At 72.9% G+C, this 21253-nt stretch carries 14 protein-coding genes, 1 tRNA gene and 1 pseudogene; 7 read left to right on the plus strand and 9 right to left on the minus strand.

All coding sequences use genetic code 11. From position 1 onward, the window contains the following. The 3 genes from IPZ69_RS09780 to nrfD all read left to right on the plus strand — a co-directional run. A partial coding sequence (locus tag IPZ69_RS09780) for a CAP domain-containing protein (protein ID WP_235453639.1) occupies nt 1-373 on the plus strand: 373 nt, incomplete at its 5' end. A 515-nt stretch (nt 374-888) separates the two neighbouring features. Continuing rightward, nucleotides 889-1818: a 4Fe-4S dicluster domain-containing protein gene (locus tag IPZ69_RS09785; RefSeq protein ID WP_235453640.1), complete on the plus strand. Its 930-nt coding sequence runs from the start codon at nt 889-891 to the stop codon at nt 1816-1818. A gap of 30 nt (nt 1819-1848) precedes the next feature. After that, complete coding sequence (gene nrfD, locus IPZ69_RS09790) at nt 1849-2853, plus strand: NrfD/PsrC family molybdoenzyme membrane anchor subunit (RefSeq protein ID WP_235453641.1); 1005 nt, start codon at nt 1849-1851, stop codon at nt 2851-2853. Between the two features lie 29 nt (nt 2854-2882). On the opposite strand, the gene IPZ69_RS09795 is transcribed toward nrfD, so the two are convergent. Continuing rightward, nucleotides 2883-3581, minus strand: a complete 699-nt coding sequence (locus IPZ69_RS09795) for a haloacid dehalogenase type II (protein ID WP_235453642.1) — start codon at nt 3579-3581, stop codon at nt 2883-2885. Between the two features lie 312 nt (nt 3582-3893). Here IPZ69_RS09795 and fdh point away from each other — a divergent pair, with 312 nt between their 5' ends. Beyond that, complete coding sequence (gene fdh, locus IPZ69_RS09800; RefSeq protein WP_235453643.1) at nt 3894-7154, plus strand: formate dehydrogenase; 3261 nt, start codon at nt 3894-3896, stop codon at nt 7152-7154. Nucleotides 7155-7191: 37 nt separating this feature from the next. On the opposite strand, the gene selD is transcribed toward fdh, so the two are convergent. Then, nucleotides 7192-8214 carry a selenide, water dikinase SelD gene (gene selD / locus IPZ69_RS09805; RefSeq protein ID WP_235453644.1) on the minus strand — a complete coding sequence of 341 codons (1023 nt, stop codon included), beginning with the start codon at nt 8212-8214 and terminating at the stop codon, nt 7192-7194. Between the two features lie 34 nt (nt 8215-8248). On the opposite strand from selD, the gene IPZ69_RS09810 reads away from it, so the two are divergent. After that, nucleotides 8249-8342: transfer RNA gene (locus IPZ69_RS09810), tRNA-Sec, on the plus strand. A gap of 34 nt (nt 8343-8376) precedes the next feature. Here IPZ69_RS09810 and selB read toward each other — a convergent pair. From selB to IPZ69_RS09825, 3 genes and pseudogenes are all read right to left on the minus strand, one after another. After that, nucleotides 8377-10125, minus strand: a pseudogene (selB, locus tag IPZ69_RS09815) (selenocysteine-specific translation elongation factor); the annotation flags it as partial. A 5-nt stretch (nt 10126-10130) separates the two neighbouring features. Then, on the minus strand, nt 10131-11513 hold the full coding sequence (selA, locus tag IPZ69_RS09820; RefSeq protein WP_235453645.1) for an L-seryl-tRNA(Sec) selenium transferase: 1383 nt from the start codon (nt 11511-11513) through the stop codon (nt 10131-10133). 156 nt (nt 11514-11669) lie between these two features. Then, entirely contained in the window at nt 11670-12011 is a 342-nt protein-coding gene (locus IPZ69_RS09825; protein WP_235453646.1) for a helix-turn-helix transcriptional regulator, read from the minus strand. 132 nt (nt 12012-12143) lie between these two features. Here IPZ69_RS09825 and IPZ69_RS09830 point away from each other — a divergent pair, with 132 nt between their 5' ends. Both IPZ69_RS09830 and IPZ69_RS09835 read left to right on the plus strand, forming a co-directional pair. Continuing rightward, nucleotides 12144-12887, plus strand: a complete 744-nt coding sequence (locus tag IPZ69_RS09830) for an ANTAR domain-containing protein (RefSeq protein WP_235453647.1) — start codon at nt 12144-12146, stop codon at nt 12885-12887. A 229-nt stretch (nt 12888-13116) separates the two neighbouring features. Beyond that, a complete protein-coding gene (locus IPZ69_RS09835; RefSeq protein WP_235453648.1) occupies nt 13117-14631 on the plus strand; it encodes a lysyl oxidase family protein in 1515 nt (504 codons plus the stop codon). Nucleotides 14632-14714: 83 nt separating this feature from the next. Here IPZ69_RS09835 and sbnA read toward each other — a convergent pair whose 3' ends face one another. Genes sbnA through IPZ69_RS09855 form a run of 4 tightly spaced genes read right to left on the minus strand, consistent with a single transcriptional unit; the run spans nt 14715 to nt 21251 of the window. Then, nucleotides 14715-15815 (minus strand): 2,3-diaminopropionate biosynthesis protein SbnA, encoded by a 1101-nt coding sequence (gene sbnA, locus IPZ69_RS09840; RefSeq protein ID WP_235453649.1) that lies wholly within the window; start codon nt 15813-15815, stop codon nt 14715-14717. A gap of 35 nt (nt 15816-15850) precedes the next feature. After that, nucleotides 15851-16921: a 2,3-diaminopropionate biosynthesis protein SbnB gene (gene sbnB / locus IPZ69_RS09845; protein ID WP_235453650.1), complete on the minus strand. Its 1071-nt coding sequence runs from the start codon at nt 16919-16921 to the stop codon at nt 15851-15853. Continuing rightward, nucleotides 16918-17922 carry a TauD/TfdA family dioxygenase gene (locus IPZ69_RS09850; RefSeq protein ID WP_235453651.1) on the minus strand — a complete coding sequence of 335 codons (1005 nt, stop codon included), beginning with the start codon at nt 17920-17922 and terminating at the stop codon, nt 16918-16920. Before IPZ69_RS09850 ends, sbnB begins: the two co-directional genes overlap by 4 nt. 50 nt (nt 17923-17972) lie before the next feature. After that, nucleotides 17973-21251: a non-ribosomal peptide synthetase gene (locus IPZ69_RS09855; protein WP_235453652.1), complete on the minus strand. Its 3279-nt coding sequence runs from the start codon at nt 21249-21251 to the stop codon at nt 17973-17975. Nucleotides 21252-21253 lie beyond the last annotated feature (2 nt).

The raw sequence follows: 21253 nt of genomic DNA on the forward strand, positions 1-21253 counted from the left end.
GACCGTCGCCCGCATCGTGCAGCTCGTCAACGCCGAGCGCAGCAAGGTCGGCTGCTCGGCCCTGAAGCTGAACGCGACCCTGACCAAGGCCGCCCAGGCACACAGCGCGGACATGGCGTCGCACCAGAACATGTCGCACACCGGGTCGGACGGCTCCTCGCCGGGCGACCGCATCACGCGGGCCGGCTACAACTGGAGCGCCTACGGAGAGAACGTCGCCTACGGCTACTCCACCCCGGAGCAGGTCATGGCGGGCTGGATGTCCAGCCCCGGCCACAAGGCGAACATCCTCAACTGCACGTTCAAGGAGATAGGCGTCGGCCTGGCCCAGCCCAACAGCTACTGGACCCAGGACTTCGGCACCGCGCGCTAGGCCCTGTCGTCAAACTCCCGTCTGCCCCGCGACGCCATGCACGCTCCCCCAAGCTCTTCGAGCAGGGGGGACCCCCACTCGCCGCACCGGGCCCCGACCCAAGTACATCCAGTACGAGGGACGAGGCCCGGCACGCCGAGAGCACGCACCTGACGCCGCGAGGCCCGCCCTTCGGGCGGACGACGCGAGTTTGACGACAGGACCTAGGTGTTTCGACCGGGGTGACCTGACCACCCCGGACGTCACCGAGCCACCGGTCTCGGTTCACCGGTGTCGCCACCCTCGCCGGGTTCCCCGGCCGACCCTGCCGCTGCGGCGGCAGGGTCGGCCGGGGAACCCGGCGCTCGGTGTCTCCTGCGCTTCCACCTCCGATCCCTCCCCTCGCCCCCGTCTCTCCTCCGCCCTCTCCTCGCCGCCGTTTCGAGCGCGCGCGGCCCGGGCACCCGTGTCAGGCTCGAAGCGGAGCGCTGAACGTGACGGCCCGGGCGCAGCGGGCGGCAGACGGAGGTCTGGCCATGACCCACGGCAATCAGCTGTACGGTCCGCAGCCGGACGTGGCGGGCGCGGCCGGGTACGCCGACGCCCCGCCGCGCATGGGCTTCTTCACGGACACCTCCGTGTGCATCGGCTGCAAGGCGTGCGAGGTGGCCTGCAAGGAGTGGAACGCGGTCCCCGAGGATGGCCTGGAGCTGACGGGCATGTCCTACGACAACACCCAGGGCCTCGGCGCCGACACCTGGCGCCACGTGGCCTTCATCGAGCAGCGCACCACTGTTGGCGAGGACGTCGACGTGTTCGACGCCGCCCGCCGCCTCGACACCGCTCCCCCGGCCGCGGCGGCCGGACAGATCTCCCCGGTGCAGCCCGAAGGACGTACCGAACTGCGCTGGCTGATGTCCTCGGACGTGTGCAAGCACTGCACGCACGCGGCCTGCCTCGACGTGTGCCCCACGGGTTCGCTGTTCCGCACCGAGTTCGGCACGGTCGTCGTCCAGGAGGACATCTGCAACGGCTGCGGCTACTGCGTGCCCGCCTGCCCCTACGGCGTCATCGACCAGCGCCGGGACGACGGGCGCGCCTGGAAGTGCACCCTGTGCTACGACCGGCTCGGCGCCGGCATGGAACCGGCCTGCGCCAAGGCCTGCCCGACCGACTCCATCCAGTTCGGCCCGCTGGAGGAGCTGCGGGACCGGGCGGCGGACCGGGTATCGCGGCTGCAGGCGGCCGGTGTCACCGACGCCCGCCTGTACGGAGCGAGCCCGGACGACGGGGTCGGCGGCGACGGCGCGTTCTTCCTGCTGCTGGACGAGCCGGAGGTCTACGGGCTGCCTCCCGACCCGGTGGTCACCACCCGGGACCTGCCGGACATGTGGCGGCACGCGGCGATGGCGGCCGTGTCGCTCGGCGCGCTGGCCGTGGCCAGTTTCCTCAAGAGGCCGCGATGACCCGGAGGCCACGATGACCAAGAGGCCACGATGACCGGAAGCCCTTGGGACGCGGAGCCCGGAGGAGACGCCCCCGGCGCGGCGCACTCCGGGCGCCCCCGACGCCGCCGTGGCCGCGGCGAACGGGCCATGGTGCCCGACGCGCGGTTCTCCTCGTACTACGGCAGGCCGATCCTGAAGCCGCCGACCTGGCGGCCCCTCGACATCGCCGGGTACCTCTACCTCGGCGGACTCGCCGGCGCCTCCTCGCTGCTGGCCGCCGGGGGCCACGCCACCGGACGCCCCGCCCTGGCCCGGTCGGCGAAGCTCGGCGCGGCGGGTGCCATCTCCCTGTCGCTGGCCGCGCTCGTGCACGACCTGGGCCGGCCCACCCGCTTCCTCAACATGCTCCGGGTCGTCAAGCCCACCTCCCCGATGAGCATGGGGTCGTGGCTGCTGGTCGGTTACGCCCCGCTGACGCTGGCCGCCGCGGCGAGCGACGTCGTCGGCCGGTACCGGCTCGTCGGCTCGGCCGCCACGGGGGCCGCCGGCGTGCTCGGGCCGGCGGTCGCCACGTACACCGCCGTCCTGATCTCGGACACGGCGGTGCCCTCCTGGCACGAAGGACACCGGGAGCTGCCGTTCGTCTTCGCGGGCTCGGCGGCGACCGCGGCGGCCGGACTCGCGCTGGTGGCGGCGCCCGTCGCGCAGACGGGACCCGCCCGCCGGATGGCGGTCCTCGGCGCGGCCCTGGAGCTGGGCGCCTTCCGGTCGATGAAGCGGCGGATGGGGCTGGTGGCCGAGCCGTTCGAGGAGGGCCGGCCGCACACGCTGCTGCGCGCCGCGGAGGTGCTCACGGCGGGTGGCGCGGCGCTCGCCGGATGCGCGGGACAGCGGCGGCACGGGCGGCGTCTCGCGGCGGTGGCCGGGGCCGCCCTGCTGACCGGGTCGGCGGCGTTGCGGTTCGGCGTGTTCCTCGCGGGGGTCGCCTCCGCCGGGGACCCGAAGTACACGGTCGTACCGCAGCGGGAGCGCCTGCGGGACCGGGAGGGCTGACGCGCTGGGCGGACGCGCCGGGCATCTCGTCAAGCGAGTCGCCGGGCGAGGTCCGGCAGGTCGTCGGCCGTGACGTCGGCCGGGCACATCACCGACGGATAGGGGCCCGCCGTCCGGCGCAGCCAGGCGGTCGCCAGGCAGGCGCGCGCCGCGCCGTTCACGTCCCACGGGTGCACGGAGACCAGCATCGCCTCCCCCGCCGGCACGTCCGCCGTGCGCAGCGCGTGGGCGTAGGCAGCGGGTGCGGGCTTCCAGGCTCCCGCCGCGCTGACGTCCAGTAGGGCCTCGAAGCAGTCCGTCAGACCGGCCCGGTCGAGCACCGCGCGAGTGGTGTCGGCCGAGCCGTTCGTCAGGGTCAACAGGCGCCGGCCGGCCGTGTGCAGCGCGCTGATGCCGTCGGGTACGTCCGGATTGACGGGCAGTTCGGGCATTCCGGCCAGCACATGTGCCACGGCCTCTTCCGCGGCCGACGCGGGCGCGTGCCGGGCGAGCAGCGTGCGCAGCACGTCCCGGGCGACGTCCGCGAATGAGGCGTACGTGCCCGCCAGGGTCAGGGCCGTTCCGTCGCGCAGGACACCCGCGAACCAGGCGGGCAGCAGATGGCCGGGCAGGCCGACGTCGGCCAGGCGCGCGGCGAGCGGGGTCATGTCGGTGAGCGTTTCGTTGACGTCGAAGACGAGGACACTCGGTGCGCGGTCCGGTGCCGGCGGCGTGCGGTCGTGTGCCAACGGGATCACCCCCTGGCCGCCGAGTGCCCGGCAGCCGTCGTACGAAGCGCGGGTGGCCCGACCCGCTCGCGCGGCCGGCCCCCGGGCACCCGTTTCGGAGCTCGGGCGGCGGGTACCCCGGCTCGGCCGGAACACGGACGCGGGGATCCGAGGGAGGCAGGCGTTCATGCGGATGCCGTGGGCACCCGGCTGCGGGAGAATCTTGCGCAGGAGGCCGGGACCCGGCCCCGCACCGACGTCGCGGCGGTCCGGCAGGACAGGCCCGGCCTGCGTCCGGCCGACCGCAGGTCAACCGCGCGGGAGGAGTGACTCGTGGGCGTCCGCACATGGATCGACTCCTGGCCGGTGTACCGCCAGCTCACGGGGACCGACCCGCTGGGGCGTGGGGCCGCGGCCAAGAGCGGGCGCAGCGAGCGGCTCACGCCCCGGGTGGCGAGCGCGGACCGCGTGGTGAAGTCGGTCTGCCCTTACTGCGCGGTGGGCTGTGGCCAGAACGTCTACGTCCAGGACGAGCGCGTCACCCAGATCGAGGGTGACCCGGACTCCCCCATCTCGCGCGGCCGCCTGTGCCCCAAGGGCTCGGCGAGCCTCCAGCTGACCACCGGCGACGCCCGCGAGCACTATGTGCTCCACCGGCGGCCGCACGGCACCGGGTGGGAGCGCCTCGACCTCGACACGGCCATGAACATGATCGCCGACCGGGTGATCGAGGCCCGGCGGGCGGGCTGGCAGTGGCAGGTCGACGAGACGCGGACCCGGCGCACGCTCGGCATCGCGAGCCTGGGCGGGGCCACGCTCGACAACGAAGAGAACTACCTGATCAAGAAGTTGTTCACCGCGCTCGGCGCCATCCAGATCGAGAACCAGGCGCGCGTTTGACACTCCTCCACCGTTCCCGGTCTGGGAACCTCGTTCGGGCGCGGCGGCGCGACCACCTTCCAGCAGGACCTGCAGTACTCCGACTGCATCGTCATCCAGGGCTCGAACATGGCCGAGTGCCATCCCGTCGGGTTCCAGTGGGTGATGGAGGCCAAGGCCCGGGGCGCGAAGGTGATCCACATCGACCCCCGGTTCACCCGCACCAGCGCGCTGTCCGATCTGCACGTGCCGCTGCGCGCGGGCACGGACATCGCCTTCCTCGGCGGGATCATCAACCACGTGCTGCACAACGACCGGTACTTCCGTGACTACGTGGTCGCGTACACCAACGCGCCCGTCCTGCTGCGGGAGGACTTCCGCGACACGGAGGACCTCGACGGCGTCTTCTCCGGACTCGACCCCGACCACCGCACGTACGACAACAGCACCTGGCAGTACGAGGGCACGGAGATCCAGGCAGCCTCCGGCGCCCGCGACCAGGAGTACGAGAAGCGCACCGAGGGCGGCAGTTCGGTGGCGGAGGCCGCGCGCGGCGAGGCCCATGGCGCGGGCGGCCCGCCGCTGGGCGAGGGCGAGCCGGAGCGGGACGAGACGCTGACCCATCCGCGCTGTGTCTTCCAGGTCCTCAAGCGGCACTACGCCCGTTACACGCCGGAACTGGTCGAGGAGGTATGCGGGGTGCCGCAGGCGGTCTTCCGCCAGGTGTGCGAGCTCGTCGCCGACAACTCGGGGCGGGAGCGGACCACGGCCTTCGTCTACTCGGTCGGCTGGACGCAGCACACGGTGGGCGTGCAGTACATCCGCGCGGCCTCCATCCTGCAGACCCTGCTGGGCAACATCGGCCGGCCGGGCGGCGGCATCCTCGCGCTGCGCGGGCACGCCTCCATCCAGGGGTCCACGGACATCCCCACCCTGTTCAACCTGCTGCCCGGCTACATCCCGCTCCCGCACGCGCACCGGCAACAGGACCTGTCCGCCTTCGTCCAGGCGGAGGCGGCGCACAAGGGGTACTGGGCCCCGATGCGCGAGTACCTGGTGAGCCTGCTCAAGGCGTACTGGGGCGAGGCGGCCACGCCCGACAACGACTTCTGCTTCGACTACCTGCCACGGCTGACGGGCTCCCACGCCACGTACGAGACCGCCATGGCCCAGCTGGAGGGCACCTGCAAGGGCTACTTCGTACTCGGTGAGAACCCGGCGGTCGGCCACGGCAACTCCAAACTGCAGCGCCTGGCGATGGCCAACCTGGACTGGCTCGTCGTACGGGACTTCTCCCTCGTCGAGTCGGCCACCTGGTGGCTGGACGGCCCGGAGATCGAGACGGGTGAGTTGCGCACGGAGGACATCCGTACCGAGGTGTTCTTCCTGCCGGCCGCCGCGCACACCGAGAAGGACGGCAGCTTCACCAACACCCAGCGGCTGCTGCAGTGGCACCACCAGGCCGTCGCGCCGCCCGGCGAGGCCCGCAGCGACCTGTGGTTCACCTTCCACCTCGGGCGGCTCATCCGGCAGAAGCTGGCCGGCTCCAGCGACCCGATGGACCGGCCGGTGCTCGATCTGACCTGGGACTACCCCACCAAGGGCGAGCTCGTCGAGCCGGACGCCGAGGCGGTCCTCGCCGAGATCAACGGCTACGACGCCGACGGCAACCCCCTGGCGTCCTACGCGCAGCTCAAGGCCGACGGCTCCACGGCGTGCGGCTGCTGGATCTACTGCGGGGTGTACGCCGACGGCGTCAACCAGGCGGCGCGCCGCAAGCCCGGCGCGGAGCAGGACTGGGTGGCGGCCGAGTGGGCGTGGGCCTGGCCGGCGAACCGCCGCACCCTGTACAACCGGGCCTCGGCCGACCCGGAGGGCAGGCCGTGGAGCGACCGCAAGGCTCTGGTGTGGTGGGACGAGCACCAGGCGCGCTGGGTCGGCCACGACGTCCCCGACATCGACGTCGACAAGTCCCCCGGCGACCGGCCGCCGCCGGACGCGACCGGGCCCGGGGCCCTGTCGGGCGTCGACCCGTTCATCATGCAGGCGGACGGCAAGGCCTGGCTGTACGTGCCCACCGGGCTGACCGACGGGCCGCTGCCCGCGCACTACGAGCCGCAGGACTCCCCGTTCCGGAACCTGCTGTACGGCCACCAGCGCAACCCCGTCCGGCAGTTGCTGGCCCCGCACCCCGACAACCGCTACCAGCCCAGCGGCGGCGACCCGGGCACGGAGGTGTTCCCGTACGTCGCCACCACCTACCGGCTGACCGAGCACCACACGGCGGGCGGCATGTCGCGCTGGCTGCCGTACCTGGCGGAGCTGCAACCGGAGTTCTTCTGCGAGGTCTCTCCCGAACTGGCCGCGGAGTGCGGTCTGGAGCACACCGGCTGGGCGACGATCGTCAGCGCGCGGGGGGTCATCGAGGCGCGGGTGCTCGTCACCGACCGCATGCCGCCCCTGACCGTGCAGGGGCGGACCCTGCACCAGGTCGGGCTGCCGTATCACTGGGGGCCGAACGGCTACAGCACCGGTGATGCGGCCAACGAACTGCTCCACCTGGCGATGGACCCCAACAGCCAGATCCAGGAGTCCAAGGCGTTCGCCGTCGACATTCGGGCCGGCCGGCGTCCCCGGGGTCCGGCGTCGGTGGAGCTGGTGCGCTCCTACCGGACACGGGCGGGCATCGACGCGCGCACGGGCACCGAACTCTGACCCTGTGCCGGCACCGGGCTCCCACCGCGCACCGGAGCTACCGGAGCACGAGGGAGTGCGCCCCGCTCGGCACCAGTTCCCCGATCACCGGCGCGCCCGGCACCTCACCGGCGATCAGCAGCCCGCCCGAGGTCTGGGCGTCGGCCAGGAGCAGCCGCGTGTCGGCGTCGGTGGCGCCGAAGTCCGTGAACGGCGCCACCCACTCCAGGTTGCGCCGGGTGCCCCCGCTGACGTACCCGTCGCGTACGGCCTCCCGGGCGCCGTCCAGGTAGGGCACGGCGGCGGTGTCGATCACCGCGGTGACGCCCGAGGTCCGGGCCAGCTTGTGGAGATGGCCGAGGAGACCGAAGCCGGTGACGTCGGTGGCGCAGCTCGCGCCGGCCGCCAGGGCCGCGGCCGAGGCGTCCCGGTTGAGGGTGGTCATCGTGGTGACGGCCTGCTCGAAGCGCTCGCCGGTGGCCTTGTGGCGGTTGTTGAGGACGCCGAGGCCGAGGGGCTTGGTCAGCGACAGGGGCAGTCCGGGCCGACCGGCGTCGTTGCGCAGCAGCCGGGCCGGGTCGGCGAGTCCGGTGACGGCCATGCCGTACTTGGGCTCGGGGTCGTCGACGCTGTGACCGCCGCCCACGTGACAGCCCGCCTCGGTGGCGATGTGCAGCCCGCCGCGCAGGACCTCGCGGGCGAGCTCGAACGGCAGCACGCCGCGGGGCCAGGCCAGGAGGTTGACAGCGAGCACCGGCCGGCCGCCCATCGCGTACACGTCGGACAGGGCGTTGGCGGCGGCGATGCGTCCCCAGTCGTAGGGGTCGTCGACGACCGGGGTGAAGAAGTCGGCGGTGGACACCACCGCCTGTGCGGGCGTGTCGCCCGCCGCGGGCAGCGCGACGACGGCGGCGTCGTCGCCGGTGGCCAGGCCGACGAGGAGCGGTGTGTCGGTGGCGGCCGGCGGCGCCGAGAGCGCGCCGAGCACCTCCTCCAGTTCACCGGGCGGGATCTTGCAGGCACAGCCGCCGCCGTGGGCGAACCGCGTGAGCCGGACGGGCGCTTGGTGGGTCGTGGTCATACGGGTCTCCTGGTCGAGTAGCCTTGCGGCCGTTGGAGGCGTGTGGGTGCCTGGTGGCCCTCCCGGTCTTCAAAACCGAGGTGCCCGAGGATCTCGGGCAGGCGGGTTCGATTCCCGTCCGCCTCCGCTTCCCCCGTCGTGGCGACAGCGTCTGCGCCGGTCGTCCACGCGCTCGGTGTACCCCTGGGCGTCCAGGTGCTCCAGCAGGGGCACGGCCACCCGGCGCGTGGTGTCCAGGGCCCGCCGGGCCTCGCTCGGCGTGAACGGCTGGGGCAGCTGGGCGAGCAGGGTGGCGGCCCGGGTGTCCGCGCCCGGCAGCAGCACGATGCCCTCGGCCACGCGCAGCAGCGCTCCGGCCGCGACGGCGGCGGCCACGGCCTTGCGGTTCAGGCCCAGCGCGGCCAGGCGGTCGGCCTCCGGCGCGTGGAACGGTGCCCGCTCCAGGTCCCGGCGTACGGCGTCCACAGCCTCGGCGACGCCGGGCGGCAGGGTCGGCCGGAGGTCGTCGGGACCGTACAGCCGCCCCTGCCGGCGTTCCGGTCGCCGGTGGCCGGGCGTCTCGGCGAGGGCGTCGACCAGGGCCCGGTCGGGCAGGCCGAGCAGATGGCGGGCGGCCTCCGTGGGCAGGCCGGGTTCCAAGGGGTGCTCCTTCGCGTACCGGTCCACCTCGGCGACCATGCGTGCGCGCAGGTCCGCCCAATGGGCCGGGTCGGCGAGCCAGTCACCCGCGACGGGTGCGGCCGGTGGCGGCACTCCCATCGCGAGGAGTTCGGAGCGCGTGACGAGCCCGCGCCGGCGCAGCTCCCCCGGGCCGTCCGGGGTGCCGGTCATGGCCGCGAGGTGCTCCGCCCTGGCACGGGCGGCGCCGCGTCGGGCCAGCCGTGGCGGGCGCACGTCCAGCACGGTGACGCCGCAGGGGACGCGCCGGCCGCCCGGTTCGCGCAGCACGGCGCGGTCGCCGACGCGCAGGGGAAGCTCTCGGGACAGGGTGAGGCGGGCGGTGTCCCGGCCCAGGGGGCGGACGGTCGCCGGGACGGCCGCGGTGCCGAGGTGCAGGGTGACCGCGCGGGGGAGGTCGTCGACGGGTTCGCCCACGATGCGTACGTCGACGAGGCCGGTGAGCAGCCAGCGTTCCGGCGCCAGCAGGACCTCGCCCCGCCGCAGCGCGCCGGCCCCGGGACCGTGCACGTTGACCGCCACCCGCGCCACCCCGCGCACGGCGGGGCGCTCCTCGTGCAGGGACTGCAGACCGCGCACCCGCAGCACGGCCGTCCCCTCGCCCGTCGCCAGCCGGTCTCCCACGCGCAGGGTGCCCGCCCCGAGCGTGCCGGTCACGACGGTGCCGTGGCCGCGCACGGTGAAGGCCCGGTCCAGCCACAGCCGCACGTCCGCGTCGGCGGGCGGGTCCGGCAGCGTGTCCGCCAACCGGGCCAGGGCGAGGCGCAGTTCGTCCAGCCCGGCGCCGGTCACCGCGCTGACCGCCACGGACGGCACGGCGCCCAGCGAGGTGGCGGCCATGCGTTCCAGGGCGTCCGCGCGGGCGGGTTCGGGGTCGGCCAGGTCGGCGCGCGTCACCGCGAGGACGGCGTGGCGGACGCCCAGCGCGTCGAGGATCGCCAGGTGCTCCGCGGACTGGGGCTGCCAGCCCTGGTCGGCGGCCACCACGAACAGCACCGCGGGCACCGGCCCGACCCCGGCCAGCATGGTCGGGACGAACTTCTCGTGGCCCGGTACGTCCACGAAGGCGAGGTGCTCCCCGTCCGCGCCGAGCCGGGTCCACACGAAGCCCAGGTCGAGGGTGAGCCCCCGGCGCCGCTCCTCCTCCAAGCGGTCGGGCTCCATGCCGGTCAGCGCCCGGACCAGGGCGGACTTGCCGTGGTCGACGTGTCCGGCGGTGGCCAGGACCCGCATGACGCCTACCTTCCCGCGGCCGCCCGCACCGCCTCGGCGAGCCGTTCGTCGTCTTCCGGCGGCACCGCCCGCAGGTCGAGCAGACAGCGCCCCGCCTCCAGCCGCCCGACGACCGGGACGTGTCCTGTGCGCAGGGCGACCGCGTACGACTCCGGTAGGGACAGCGCGCCGCTGGGCAGGGTCACGCCGGGCGCGCCGCCCCCGCCCACCGTCGCCGCGCTCTCGACGGCCTGTACGTCGACGCCGTGCGCGCGCAGGGCGGCGGCGAGCCGGTGGGCGCGGGCGCGCAGCACGGTGGGGTCGGCGGCCAGCGCGGCGGCGGTCGGCGTCGGCGGGCCGGTGAGCGTGGCCTCCAGGGCGGCCAGCGTCAGCTTGTCGACGCGCAGGGCCCGGGCCAGCGGATGGCGGGCCAGGGTGCGCACGACGTCCTCCTCGCCGAGGAGGAGCCCGCACTGGGGTCCGCCCAGCAGCTTGTCGCCGCTCGCGGTGACAAGCCGGGCACCGGCTCGCAGCTGGGTCTCGGCGTCCGGTTCCTCGGGCAGTAGCGGATGCGGCGCGAGCAGGCCGGAACCGATGTCGACGACCACCGGGACGCCCAGAGCGGCGAGTTCACCGACATCGGCGGTACGGGTGAAGCCGGTGATGCGGAAGTTGGAGGGGTGCACCTTCAGTACGAAGCCCGTGCCGGGGCCGATCGCGGCGGCGTAGTCGGCGGCGGTGGTGCGGTTGGTCGTGCCGACCTCGCGGAGCCGGGCCCCGGTGGACACGAGGAGGTCCGGCAGCCGGAACCCGTCCCCGATCTCCACCATCTCCCCCCGGCTGATGACGATCTCCCGCCCGGCGGCGAGGACGGTGGCGGCGAGGACCAGCGCGGCGGCGCCGTTGTTGACGACGTGCGCCGCGCCCGCGGACGGCACCCGCTCGCGCAGCGCCCGCAACGCCGTGCGCCCGCGCCGGGCCCGTACGCCGGTGTCCAGGTCCAGCTCCACGTCGGTGGGGCCCGCCGCCTCCGCCACCGCCTGCCGGGCCGCCGCGGACAGCGGGGCCCGGCCGAGATTGGTGTGCAGCAGCACCCCGGTGGCGTTGATCACCGCGCGCAGTCCGCCCGCCGTGTCGGGCAGGAGGGCGACCGCCGCGTCGGCGACCGCGTCGGGCGGGACGCGTCCGGCCCGCGCCCCTGCCTGCGCCTCCCGGACCGCCGCCTTGACCACGGGCGTGCCGAGCCGGCGGGCCGCCTCTGCCAGGCGTGGTTCGCCGAGGAGGGCGTCGGTGCGCGGAATCCGCCGTCGTACGTCGCCGTCCGCGCTCTCGGACGTACGCGCGGGTGCGGGCTCGACGGCCCCGCTCCTCCCCCCGCCCGCCCGCTCCGGCGTGATCCGCGGCTCCATGCGGCACCCTGCCTCTCCCGGCCTCTGCGTCCTCTCCCGGCCTCTGCCTCGACCTGCGGCTGTCCGAGGACGCCCATCGTCTCCCAGTGCCCCTGGCAGCTGGTTCGACACGCCGGGCGGGCGGGGGGTACGCCCCTGCCCCCGCGCGCGGGGTCCTCAGCTCTCCGGCTGGGCTTCCCCTATGTGGCGATGACGGTCGGCCTCGTCCTTGACCAGCAGCGTGAGGAGCGCCGCCACGGTCAGGCCGGCTTCGGCGGGGTGCCGGAGGATCCTGCTCGGGTCGATCCGGTAGACGTTGCCCCGCCCCTCGCGGATGTGGGAGAGGTACCCGTCCCGCTCCAGATCGGAAATGATCTTCTGTACGGCACGCTCGGTGAGGCGGCAGTGGGCCGCGATGTCACGGATGCGCGCGCTGTGATTGTCGGCGATGGCGGCCAGGACCCGGGCATGACTGGTGAGGAAGGTCCATCCGGTATGCGGCTCAGGCACTCCGTCCATGGCGAGATTCTACGGCCGTATTTTCACGCGATCCAAAACGCGAACTTGATTTCATGCATATCTTGACGCCTTCCATACGGACAGGTGACCCTGGAACAGGGACCCCCGTCCCGAACCCACCGAGAGGCGGTCATGCCAGAGCCTCCCTGCACGGACCGGTCCGCACGCGACGCCGACGTCGGCCGCGCGCGAGCGGACGGCTGCGGCCAGGCCCCCGGCCCCCTCTTGATCTTCGCCCACCCCGACGGGGACCGGGTGGTCGTCAGCGTGACCGGACAGCTCGGCCTCGACGACGGCGAACTGCTCATGCGCAGCCTGCGCGACGCCCTCGACAACTCGGCCACGGGCGTCGACCTCGACCTGAGCGGCGTCGACTTCTGGGACTGCTCCGCCCTCAACGTCCTGCTCACCGCCCGGCAACGGGCGCTGGCGCGGGGCAAGACGATCGTCCTCGTCGCGGCCAGTCCCGTCGCGGAACGGCTGCTCGCCCTCACCGACACGTACGCGCTCTTCACGCCCGCGACTCCCATGGAGGCCTCAGACGCCTCCGCCACCTGCCACCAGCAGCACGAGTCGCCGTCCGAGGACGCCCGCGACGATCTGCGGGCGGAGGTCGTCCAGCTCCGGCGAGCCCTGCAGACCCGGCCGGACATCGATCTGGCCCGCGGGATCCTCATGGCCTCCTTCGGCCTCGACCCGGAGGAGGCGTGGTCGGTCCTGGTCACCGCGTCCCAGAACACCAACACCAAGCTGCACCACCTGGCCAGGGACGTGGTGGCCGCCGTGAAGGGCGCCCCCCTGCCCGACCCGGTCCAGAAGAACCTGACCGCGGCCGTCGCGAAGATCACCGCCCAGCACGACCGGTCCGGTTCCTGACCGGCCGCGGCGCCCACGCCCTCGGGGTCACCCGGCACCGTCGTGCCGTGGTCATCGAGTCGCGCGGTGAGGCAACCCGAAGCGGCCCAACACCTTCTTCACAGGCGGCACATGGATTACGCACAACCGCGTCGGCCGCTCAAGCACCTCTCGCACCGCACGGCACATGGAGCGGCCGCGCGGCACCGGCTTGCCGGACGCCGCTCCGGCACACTCGAACGAGGACGTGATGACGAGACTTCACACCAACCGGTTACGACGGTCGGCACTCGTGGCCGCCGCGACCATCACCATGGGGGTCGGGGGCGCCCTGCCGGCCGCCGCGGCACCCCACCCCGCTCAACCCGCCGCACCCCAGCTCAAACTGATCGCCGCCGCCGATTCGGTCACCGTCGACCGGTGGCGGGGCGAACCGGGCGTCTACCTGGACCTGGGCGCGTACGTCACCGTCGACAAGGCGCCCCTCGAATTCCGGGTGACCCGTAAGTCCTACAAGGACCCCGTGGTGGCCCAGCAGATCATGCGGCAGGGCAGCACCACGCGGACCAGGACGTTGCCCGCCGGCCTGCTCAAGGACTTCAAGGGACTGCCCGGGTTCCTCCAGGTCACGCTCACCGACGCCACGGGCGCCAAGGTGCTCAGCACAACGCAGTCGTTCTGCCCGAACACCTCGTCCGGCCGGATCCGCCCGGACGCCCCGGCCACCTCGCCCTATCCCGAGCGCTGCTCCGACAACCCCTTCACCCTCGGCTCGGTGTGGGGCACGCAGAAGGGCTGGGCGGCCTCCCTCGCCCCCGACTACAACAGCGGTCCCGTCAACCTGGCGGCCGGTCAGTACACGGCCAAGGTGTCCGTGGCCAAGAAGTACCGCGACCTCTTCGGCATGGCCGACCAGCCGCAGACCATCAAGGTGACGGTCCGTGAGACCGACGACGGCGGGGGACACGGCGTCGCCGCCGGGCGTTCCGGCTCCCGGTCCTCGGCACTGAAGCCGAACGCCCACCGTCCGACCGGCCGCAGGGGGAACGCGGCCGTCATGCCCAAGCCCGACCTGCGCGCGCTGCCCGCCTACGGCATCGCGCTCACCGACGGCTCCGACGGGAACCACGGGCTCGCCGGCACGGGCAAGGAGTACCTGGCGTTCAGCGCGACCGTGTGGAACGGGGGCCCGGCACCGCTGGTCGTGGACGGCTTCCGCAAGCCCGGCCAGGAGAAGATGGACGCCTACCAGTACTTCTTCGACGCCAAGGGCAAGCAGGTCGGCTACACCCCCACCGGCACCATGGAGTGGGACCCGCGGGAGGGCCACGAGCACTGGCACTTCACCGACTTCGCCAGCTACCGGCTGCTCGGCGCGGACCAGAAGGAGATCGTCCGCAGCGGCAAGGAGGCCTTCTGCCTGGCCGACACGGACGCCATCGACTACACGGTGAAGAACGCCAACTGGCACCCGGAGAACACCGACCTGGCCACCGCCTGCGGTGAGCGGAGTTCGGTGTCGGTGCGCGAGGCGCTGGACGTCGGCAACGGCGACACGTACAGCCAGTACCGTCCCGGCCAGTCGTTCGACGTCACCGGCCTGCCCAACGGCACGTACTACATCCAGGTGCTCGCCAACCCCGAGCACAAGCTGCTGGAGACGAGCCAGAGCAACAACGTCTCCCTCCGCAAGGTGATCCTGGGCGGCACGCCCGGTGCCCGGACGGTGACCGTGCCCGCGTACGGTCTCATCGACTCGCACTGATCCCCGCTCCCCGCACACTCACGGCCGGGGGCCGGTCCGCCGCGGCGGACCTGTCCCCGGCCGTGGGCGCGGGTTGCGCGGCGCTACGATCTGCGCCGGCGGTCCGTCACCTGCGGTACGGACTCGACCGTCTCCGGCGAGTCCGACCTCTTCGTCACGGAGTTGACCGTCTCGGCGTCCTCGGTGCTCTCGGCGTCCTCAGCGTTCTCGGCGTATTCGCCGTCGTACTCGGGGTTGAGCACGTGATCGCCGTACAGATCCTGCAGCCAGTTGGTCTGGTAGATGGTGTCGAGGTAGCGCTCACCGAGGTCCGGGGCGATGGCGACCGCCGTGAGGCCGCGCGCGTCGTGCCCGGCCAGCCAGTCCGAGGCACCGCTGACCACGGTTCCGGTGGAGCCGCCGAACAGAAACCCGCGCCGGGCCAGTCGGTGGCAGGTACGGATGGTGTCCCGCTCCTCCACCCGGATCACCTCGTCCACGAAGGACTCGTCGAGCAGCGGGGGGCGCATGCTCATGCCGAGGCCGGGAATCATCCGGCGGCCCGGCTTGCCGCCGAAGGCGACCGAGCCCACGCTGTCCACGGCGACGATCCGCACCGGCCGGTGCCACTCCCGGAAGTAGCGCGCGCACCCCATCAGGGTGCCGGTGGTACCCGCGCCGATGAACAGGACGTCCAGCTGCGGGAACTGGCCGGCGATCTCCAGCGCCGTCGTGCGGTAGTGCGCCCGCCAGTTGCCCGCGTTGGTGTACTGGCTGAGCCACACGTACCGGTCGTCGGACGCGCACAGCGCACGGACGTAGTCGATCCGTTTGCCGAGGAAGCCGCCGTTGGAGTCCAGGTCGGCCACAATGTGCACCTGGCTGCCCAGCGCCTCCATCAGCAGTCTGGTCGACAGATTGCACCGGGAGTCCGTGACGCACAGGAACTGGTAACCCTTGCTCGCGGCGATCATGCTGAGCGCCACACCGAGGTTTCCCGACGAGGACTCGACGAGGATCGAGTCGCGCGTCAGGACGCCGTCGCGCTCGGCGTTCTCCACCATCTCGTTCGCGGCCTTCAACTTGATGGAGCCGGCGAAGTTGAAGCCCTCGCACTTCAGATAGAGGGAGCACCCGAGCACCGGCTCAAGGTCGACGAAGAGCCGGCCTTCATTGAAGGCGTGCGGAGCGGATATGACGGGCACGGTGGCCTCCTGGTGCCAGGGCCGAGGACATCTCCTCAGCCGTATCGGCGCAGGTCGTGGAAGAAGTCGTCGATGAGACGGAGGTCCCCCGCGCGGGCTGTTTCGTCGTAGACGTACTTGCCGACGGCGAGGTCGAGGACGCCGAGTCCGAACGGCGAGAAGATCACCGTCCGGTCGGCCGGCACGGTCACCCGTCCCGACATGACGTCGTCGAGGGTGCCGTCGAGGAAGTCACGCTTGCCGGTGCGTTGTTCGGCCAGGTGCGGGGAGGTGTCGGCCTTCAGGCAGTGCTCGACGTCGTCGACGATGTTGGCGGAGTCGAGCAGGATCTCCGGGGCGAGGTCGCGCAGGGAGATGTGCAGGACGAGCGGGTGGTGGTCGAACCAGGACGGGTCGGTGACATGGGGTTCACCGGCGATGGTCGCGAAGACCACCAGGTCGCTGGAGCGGATCAGGTCCTCCGGGCTCCGGTGGACGGCGACCTCGGCGGTGCTGCCGGTCTGCCGCAGATAGCCGGAGAAGCCGGCGGTGCTCTCGGCGGACACGTCGTACACGCCGACCGTGTCGAACGTCCAGCCGGTACCGGCCAGGAACGTGTGGATGTAGCGGGCGATCAGTCCCGTACCGAAGAAGCCCACACGGGTGGGGCGGGTCCGGGTGCGGCTGAGCCAGTCGGCCGCCAGCGCGGCGGACGCCGCGGTCCTGGTGGCGCTGATGATGGAACTCTCCAGGCAGGCGAACGGGTAGCCCGTGTCGTGGTCGTTGAGGATGAGCACCGCGGAGGCCCGGGGCAGCCCGGCGCTCACGTTGGCCGGGAAGCTGGAGATCCATTTCAGGCCGTCCACATGGACCGAACCGCCGATCGAGGCGGGCAGCGCGATGATCCGGGCCGTGGGCCGGTCGGGGAAGCGCAGGAAGTACGACGGCGGATTGACCGAGTACCCGGCGCCGTGCAGCCGGTAGGTGGCCTCGACCAGCTCCACGATCTCCTTCTCGTGCCCACCGAGTGCTTGTTCCACCTGGCCGCCGGAGATGACCGCGAAGGAGGGCACCGTGTCCGGCCGGCTCGTGGACCGCTCGGTGGCGGGTGACAGGACGTCGCTCATCGCTCGCTCGCCTCCGGGGTCGGGCAGCCGTCGGGCAACCGCCGGGGCTCGGCCATGCCGACCAGCACCTCGCGCTCGCCGGCGTAGGCCTCACGGCTGTGGGCGGTGCGGATGTTGTCGACGAGCATCAGGTCGCCGGCCTGCCAGGGCTCGCGGCGGGTGTGCTTCTCGTAGGTGGCGTTGAGCAGCTGGACGACGTCCTCCTCGATCGGAGTGCCGTCCCCGAAGCGGGTGTTGAAGGGCAGCCCGTCCTCGCCGTAGACGTCGACCAGGTACTCGCGCACCTCCGGTGCGAGGGTCCACTCGTTGAGGAAGGCGATCTGGTTGAACCAGCACCGCCGGCCGCTGAGCGGGTGCCGCACCACGGCGCTGCGGCGCTGCCGGGTGTGCAGGGAGCCGTCGGGCTGCCAGGTGAAGTCGATGGCGCTGGCACGGCAGTAGCGTTCGACGGCGGCGTGGTCGTCGGTGCCGAAGGACTCGGCGAGGGACGCCCCGATCTCGTCGTTGTAACTGCGGGTCAGCAGCCAGCCCTCGCGCTCGAACCGCTCGACCAGCCCGGCGGGCAGCGCCTGGAGCACCTCTTCCGCGTCGGCCACCGCGGTCGCCCCGCCCTCGCCGGGCGGCGTCGTGCACGCGAACAGCATCAGGCCGGGGACCTCCAGCGTGTAGCTGAGCTCGTGGTGCATGCACATCGGCTGGTTGGCCGGCCAGGTCGAGGAGGAGTAGAGCCCCGGGCCGTACGTCTGCCGGGGGGCGAAGGCCTCCCGCTCCGTCATCAGGCCGCCGGACAGCTCCGCGAACACGGCACCGACCTGATCCGGCTCCCGCAGGCCCAGGCCCCGGACGAGCAGCGCACCGTGCTCGGTGACCTGTGCCCGCAGCGCCTCGCGGTTCGCGGCCGCCCAGTTCACCGGGTCACCGGGGCGCTCGGTGCGCAGGATCGCCGGTCTGTCCGGCCGCAGCTCCACGTCGGGCGGTGCTGTCAGGGGTGAGGACGACATCTCGGATTCCTTTCGGTTGCCGCTGAGGGGGAGGCTCGTGCGCCTCAGGATCAGGAGGAGGCCAGGGGTGCGGTGGCGGCCTGGACGGCCCGTGCCGCACCGGCCGGCCGGGTGCGCAGGAAGTAGTGGCCACCGTCGGGGAGTTCGTGCAGGTCGACGTGGTCGGCCAGCAGCCGCCAGTCCTGGTGGCGGTCGCGGTGGCCGGGGATGTTCGGGTCGTCGGCGGCGGCGACCACGGTGACCGGTGCGGACAGCTTCGACGCCGGCGGGGCGTCGAGGGCGCCCGCGAAATAGCGGTGTGCGGACACGCAGTCGTGCCGGTAGGCGGCACCGACGTGTTCGGCGTGCCGGGCGTTCAGTTCGGCGAGTTCGGTGTAGCCGCTGTCCGCGGTCAGCCGCGCGGCGATCTCCGCGTCGCTCCGGCCGGACAACTCGTCGATGGCGGCGCGCCGTTCGGCTACGGTGCCGAGCAGCTGCGCGCCGAGGAACACCCGGGGGACGTCCACGCCGCGCTCCAGCAGCCTGCGCGCCGTCTCCAAGGCCGGTGCGGTGCCCGAGGAATGGCCCCACAGCATGACCCGGGTCAGACCGCGCGCGGTGATCTCGGCGACGACCTGCTCCGCCACCCGGGCGATCGGCGCGAACGGCTCCTGGTGGGCGGCCAGATCGTGACCGGGCAGGTCCACGGCGTACACGGCGACGCCGCTGCCCGCCAACGCACTGGCCATCGGCTGGTAGTTGACCGCGTTGCCGCCCGCGTACGGGAAGCACACCAGGGCGCATTCCGCCGTACCGCCCGCTTCCGACAGGGGCTGCAGCAGTCCCGGGCGGGTGCCGGTGGTGCCGTCGAGGAGCGCGGCCAGGTCGGCGAGTACGGGGTGACCGGTGATGTCCTTGAGGGACACCGCGCGGTCCAGCGCGATGGTGAGTTTCACGGCCGACAGGGAGGTGCCGCCGGTGTCGAAGAAGTGGTCGTCGCGGCCGATCCGGTGCTCGGGCAGGCCCAGCAGCTCGGCCCAGGCCGCCGCCAGTTTCCGCTCGGTCGGGGTGAGCGGGGCCCGGTCCTCCGCGGCGACCTCGCCGTCCGCGTCGGGCGCGGTCTGCTGGGCCAGCGCGGTGAGGGCCTTCCGGTCGATCTTGCCGTTGGCGGTGAGCGGCAGGCCGTCCTGCCGGTGGAAGGCCGAAGGGACCATGTAGGCGGGCAGTACGGCGCCCAGGGCCTCGCGCAGCTCGTCCGTCCGCCGCTCGCGACCGGTGTAGTAGGCGATCAAGTGCTTGCTCTGGTCGGCGCGTTCGGCGACGACCACCGCGCCGTCCCGTACCCCGTCCACGCGCAGCAGGGCGTTCTCGATCTCCCCGATCTCGATGCGGAAGCCGCGGATCTTGACCTGGTTGTCCCGCCGGCCGAGGAACTCCAGCTTGCCGCCCGGGTGCCAGCGCCCCCAGTCGCCGCCGAGGTAGAGCCGCTCGCCCGGCCGGTACGGGTCCTCGCGGTAGGCCTCGCGGGTGCGCTCGGGATCGTTGACGTAACCCCGTCCGACGCAGACACCGGAGAACGCGATCAGGCCCGGCGCGCCCAGCGGGACGAGCGACAGCCGCTCGTCGACGACGTACACGCGCACGTTGTTGACCGCGCAGCCCAGCAGCACGCGCTCGGGCACCCGGTCCATGACCTCGTGGTTGGTGTCGTCCGAGGTCTCGGTCAGCCCATAGGCGTTGACGAGCTTGATCCCGGGGCGGATCGCGAACCAGCGCTGGACCAGCTCCCGCTTCAGGGCCTCGCCCGTGACCGACACGCACCGCAGGTCCGGCAGTTCGCGCGGGTGCTGCTCCAGGTACGAGACCACCACCTCCAGGTAGGAGGGCACGACCTGGACCACAGCGGCGCGTTCGCGGACGAGCGTGTCGACGAACCGCTCCACGTCCACGATCACGTCCTGGCCGACCAGCAGGGTGCGTCCGCCCACCAGCAGCGCGGACACCAACTGCCACAGCGAGATGTCGAAGCACTGCGGGGCGGTCTGCGCCACGACGGCGCCCTCGTCGATCCCCAGGTCGTCGATCTTGGCGTAGAGGTGGTTGAGCATGCCCGCGTGCTCGCACATGGCGCCCTTCGGCTCACCGGTGGAGCCGGAGGTGAAGTAGATGTAGGCCAGTTGGTCGGCGTCGACCGGCACCGCGACATCGCTGTCGCGGTCGCCGTCGGGGTGGGGTTCCGCGTACGCCGCCTCGATCAGCAGCCGCTCGCATCGCGGCAGGCCGGTCAGGGCCCGGTCGAGGGTGTCGGTGCTGCCGGCTTCGGTCAGCACCAGGCGGCAACCCGCGCGCGACAGCGTCGCCTTGATGCGGTCGGCCGGGAAGTGCGGCTCGATCGGCAGATAGACGCCGCCCGCCTTGAAGACCGCCAGCGTCGCCGCGAGCCAGTCGAGGTCGCGTTCGGTGACCACCGCGACGACGTCCTCGCGGCCCAGTCCCCGGCGCAGCAGCGCCCGCGCCAACCGGTTCGCCCGGGCGTTGAGTTCGCCGTACGTCCACTCCTGCTCGCCGCACACCGCGGCGACCGCCTCCGGATGTGCCCGCGCCCGCTGCTCGAAGAGCTCGTGGGCCCGCGCCCGCGGCAGCGGCCGACGGGGGCCGGCCAGCCCTTCGAGCTGCTCGCGCACCTCGTCGGCCGACAGCAGGCTCTGCCGTGTGTGTTCGGCGTCGACCTGGTCCGTCATCCGGCGCAGCGCGGTCAGGTGATGGCCGCCGATGCGGGCCGCGCCGTCGGCGTCGAGCACGTCCGTGCGGTACCGCAGTCGCAGCACGAACCGTCCACTGCGGTTGCGCCACCACGTGTGCAGGACGGCGCCGTCGACGTGCTCGGGCGCGTCCTCGGCGCCCATCGGGTCGAACACGATCTCGTACGGCTCCTGCGCCGCGCCGAGTTCCCGGCGCAGCTCCGCCACCGGGAAGTCCCGGTGCGCCCGTATGTCCGCCTCGGCCTGCGAGGTGCTCGACAGCAGCGCGCGCCACGTTCCCGGGGCGACGGTCAGACGGCAGGGCAGCGGTCCGCCCGGCACCCCGGCGGCGTACCACGTCGCCACCTCCTGCTCGCCGGACAGCGCGGCCAGCACCTTGGCGTGCGCCGCCAGCAGTACCACGCCGACCGGCACGCCCACCTCCTGCGCCAGCCCCCGGACCGCGGCCGACACGTCGTCCGGCACCACCGCCTCGTGCTCGGCCACTCCCGGCACCGGCTCCCCCGCCCACCGCGGCACGGCGGTGTAACCGCCGGCGGTCAGCACCCGGCTCCAGAACTCGCGGTCCGCTTCCACACGCGCTCCCATCG

It is taken from the genome of Streptomyces olivochromogenes, from assembly GCF_021538895.1.
GTDB lineage: Bacteria > Actinomycetota > Actinomycetes > Streptomycetales > Streptomycetaceae > Streptomyces > Streptomyces olivochromogenes_A.

What these genes read in the sequence shown, in the direction of transcription:
- IPZ69_RS09785 (WP_235453640.1), top strand. Translation starts at nt 889, where the DNA reads ATGACCCACGGCAATCAGCTGTACGGTCCGCAGCCGGACGTGGCGGGC.
- IPZ69_RS09825 (WP_235453646.1), bottom strand. Translation starts at nt 12,011, where the DNA reads ATGGACGGAGTGCCTGAGCCGCATACCGGATGGACCTTCCTCACCAGT.
- selD (WP_235453644.1), bottom strand. Translation starts at nt 8,214, where the DNA reads ATGACCACGACCCACCAAGCGCCCGTCCGGCTCACGCGGTTCGCCCAC.
- IPZ69_RS09850 (WP_235453651.1), bottom strand. Translation starts at nt 17,922, where the DNA reads ATGTCGTCCTCACCCCTGACAGCACCGCCCGACGTGGAGCTGCGGCCG.
- nrfD (WP_235453641.1), top strand. Translation starts at nt 1,849, where the DNA reads ATGACCGGAAGCCCTTGGGACGCGGAGCCCGGAGGAGACGCCCCCGGC.
- selA (WP_235453645.1), bottom strand. Translation starts at nt 11,513, where the DNA reads ATGGAGCCGCGGATCACGCCGGAGCGGGCGGGCGGGGGGAGGAGCGGG.
- IPZ69_RS09835 (WP_235453648.1), top strand. Translation starts at nt 13,117, where the DNA reads ATGACGAGACTTCACACCAACCGGTTACGACGGTCGGCACTCGTGGCC.
- IPZ69_RS09830 (WP_235453647.1), top strand. Translation starts at nt 12,144, where the DNA reads ATGCCAGAGCCTCCCTGCACGGACCGGTCCGCACGCGACGCCGACGTC.
- IPZ69_RS09855 (WP_235453652.1), bottom strand. Translation starts at nt 21,251, where the DNA reads ATGGGAGCGCGTGTGGAAGCGGACCGCGAGTTCTGGAGCCGGGTGCTG.
- sbnB (WP_235453650.1), bottom strand. Translation starts at nt 16,921, where the DNA reads ATGAGCGACGTCCTGTCACCCGCCACCGAGCGGTCCACGAGCCGGCCG.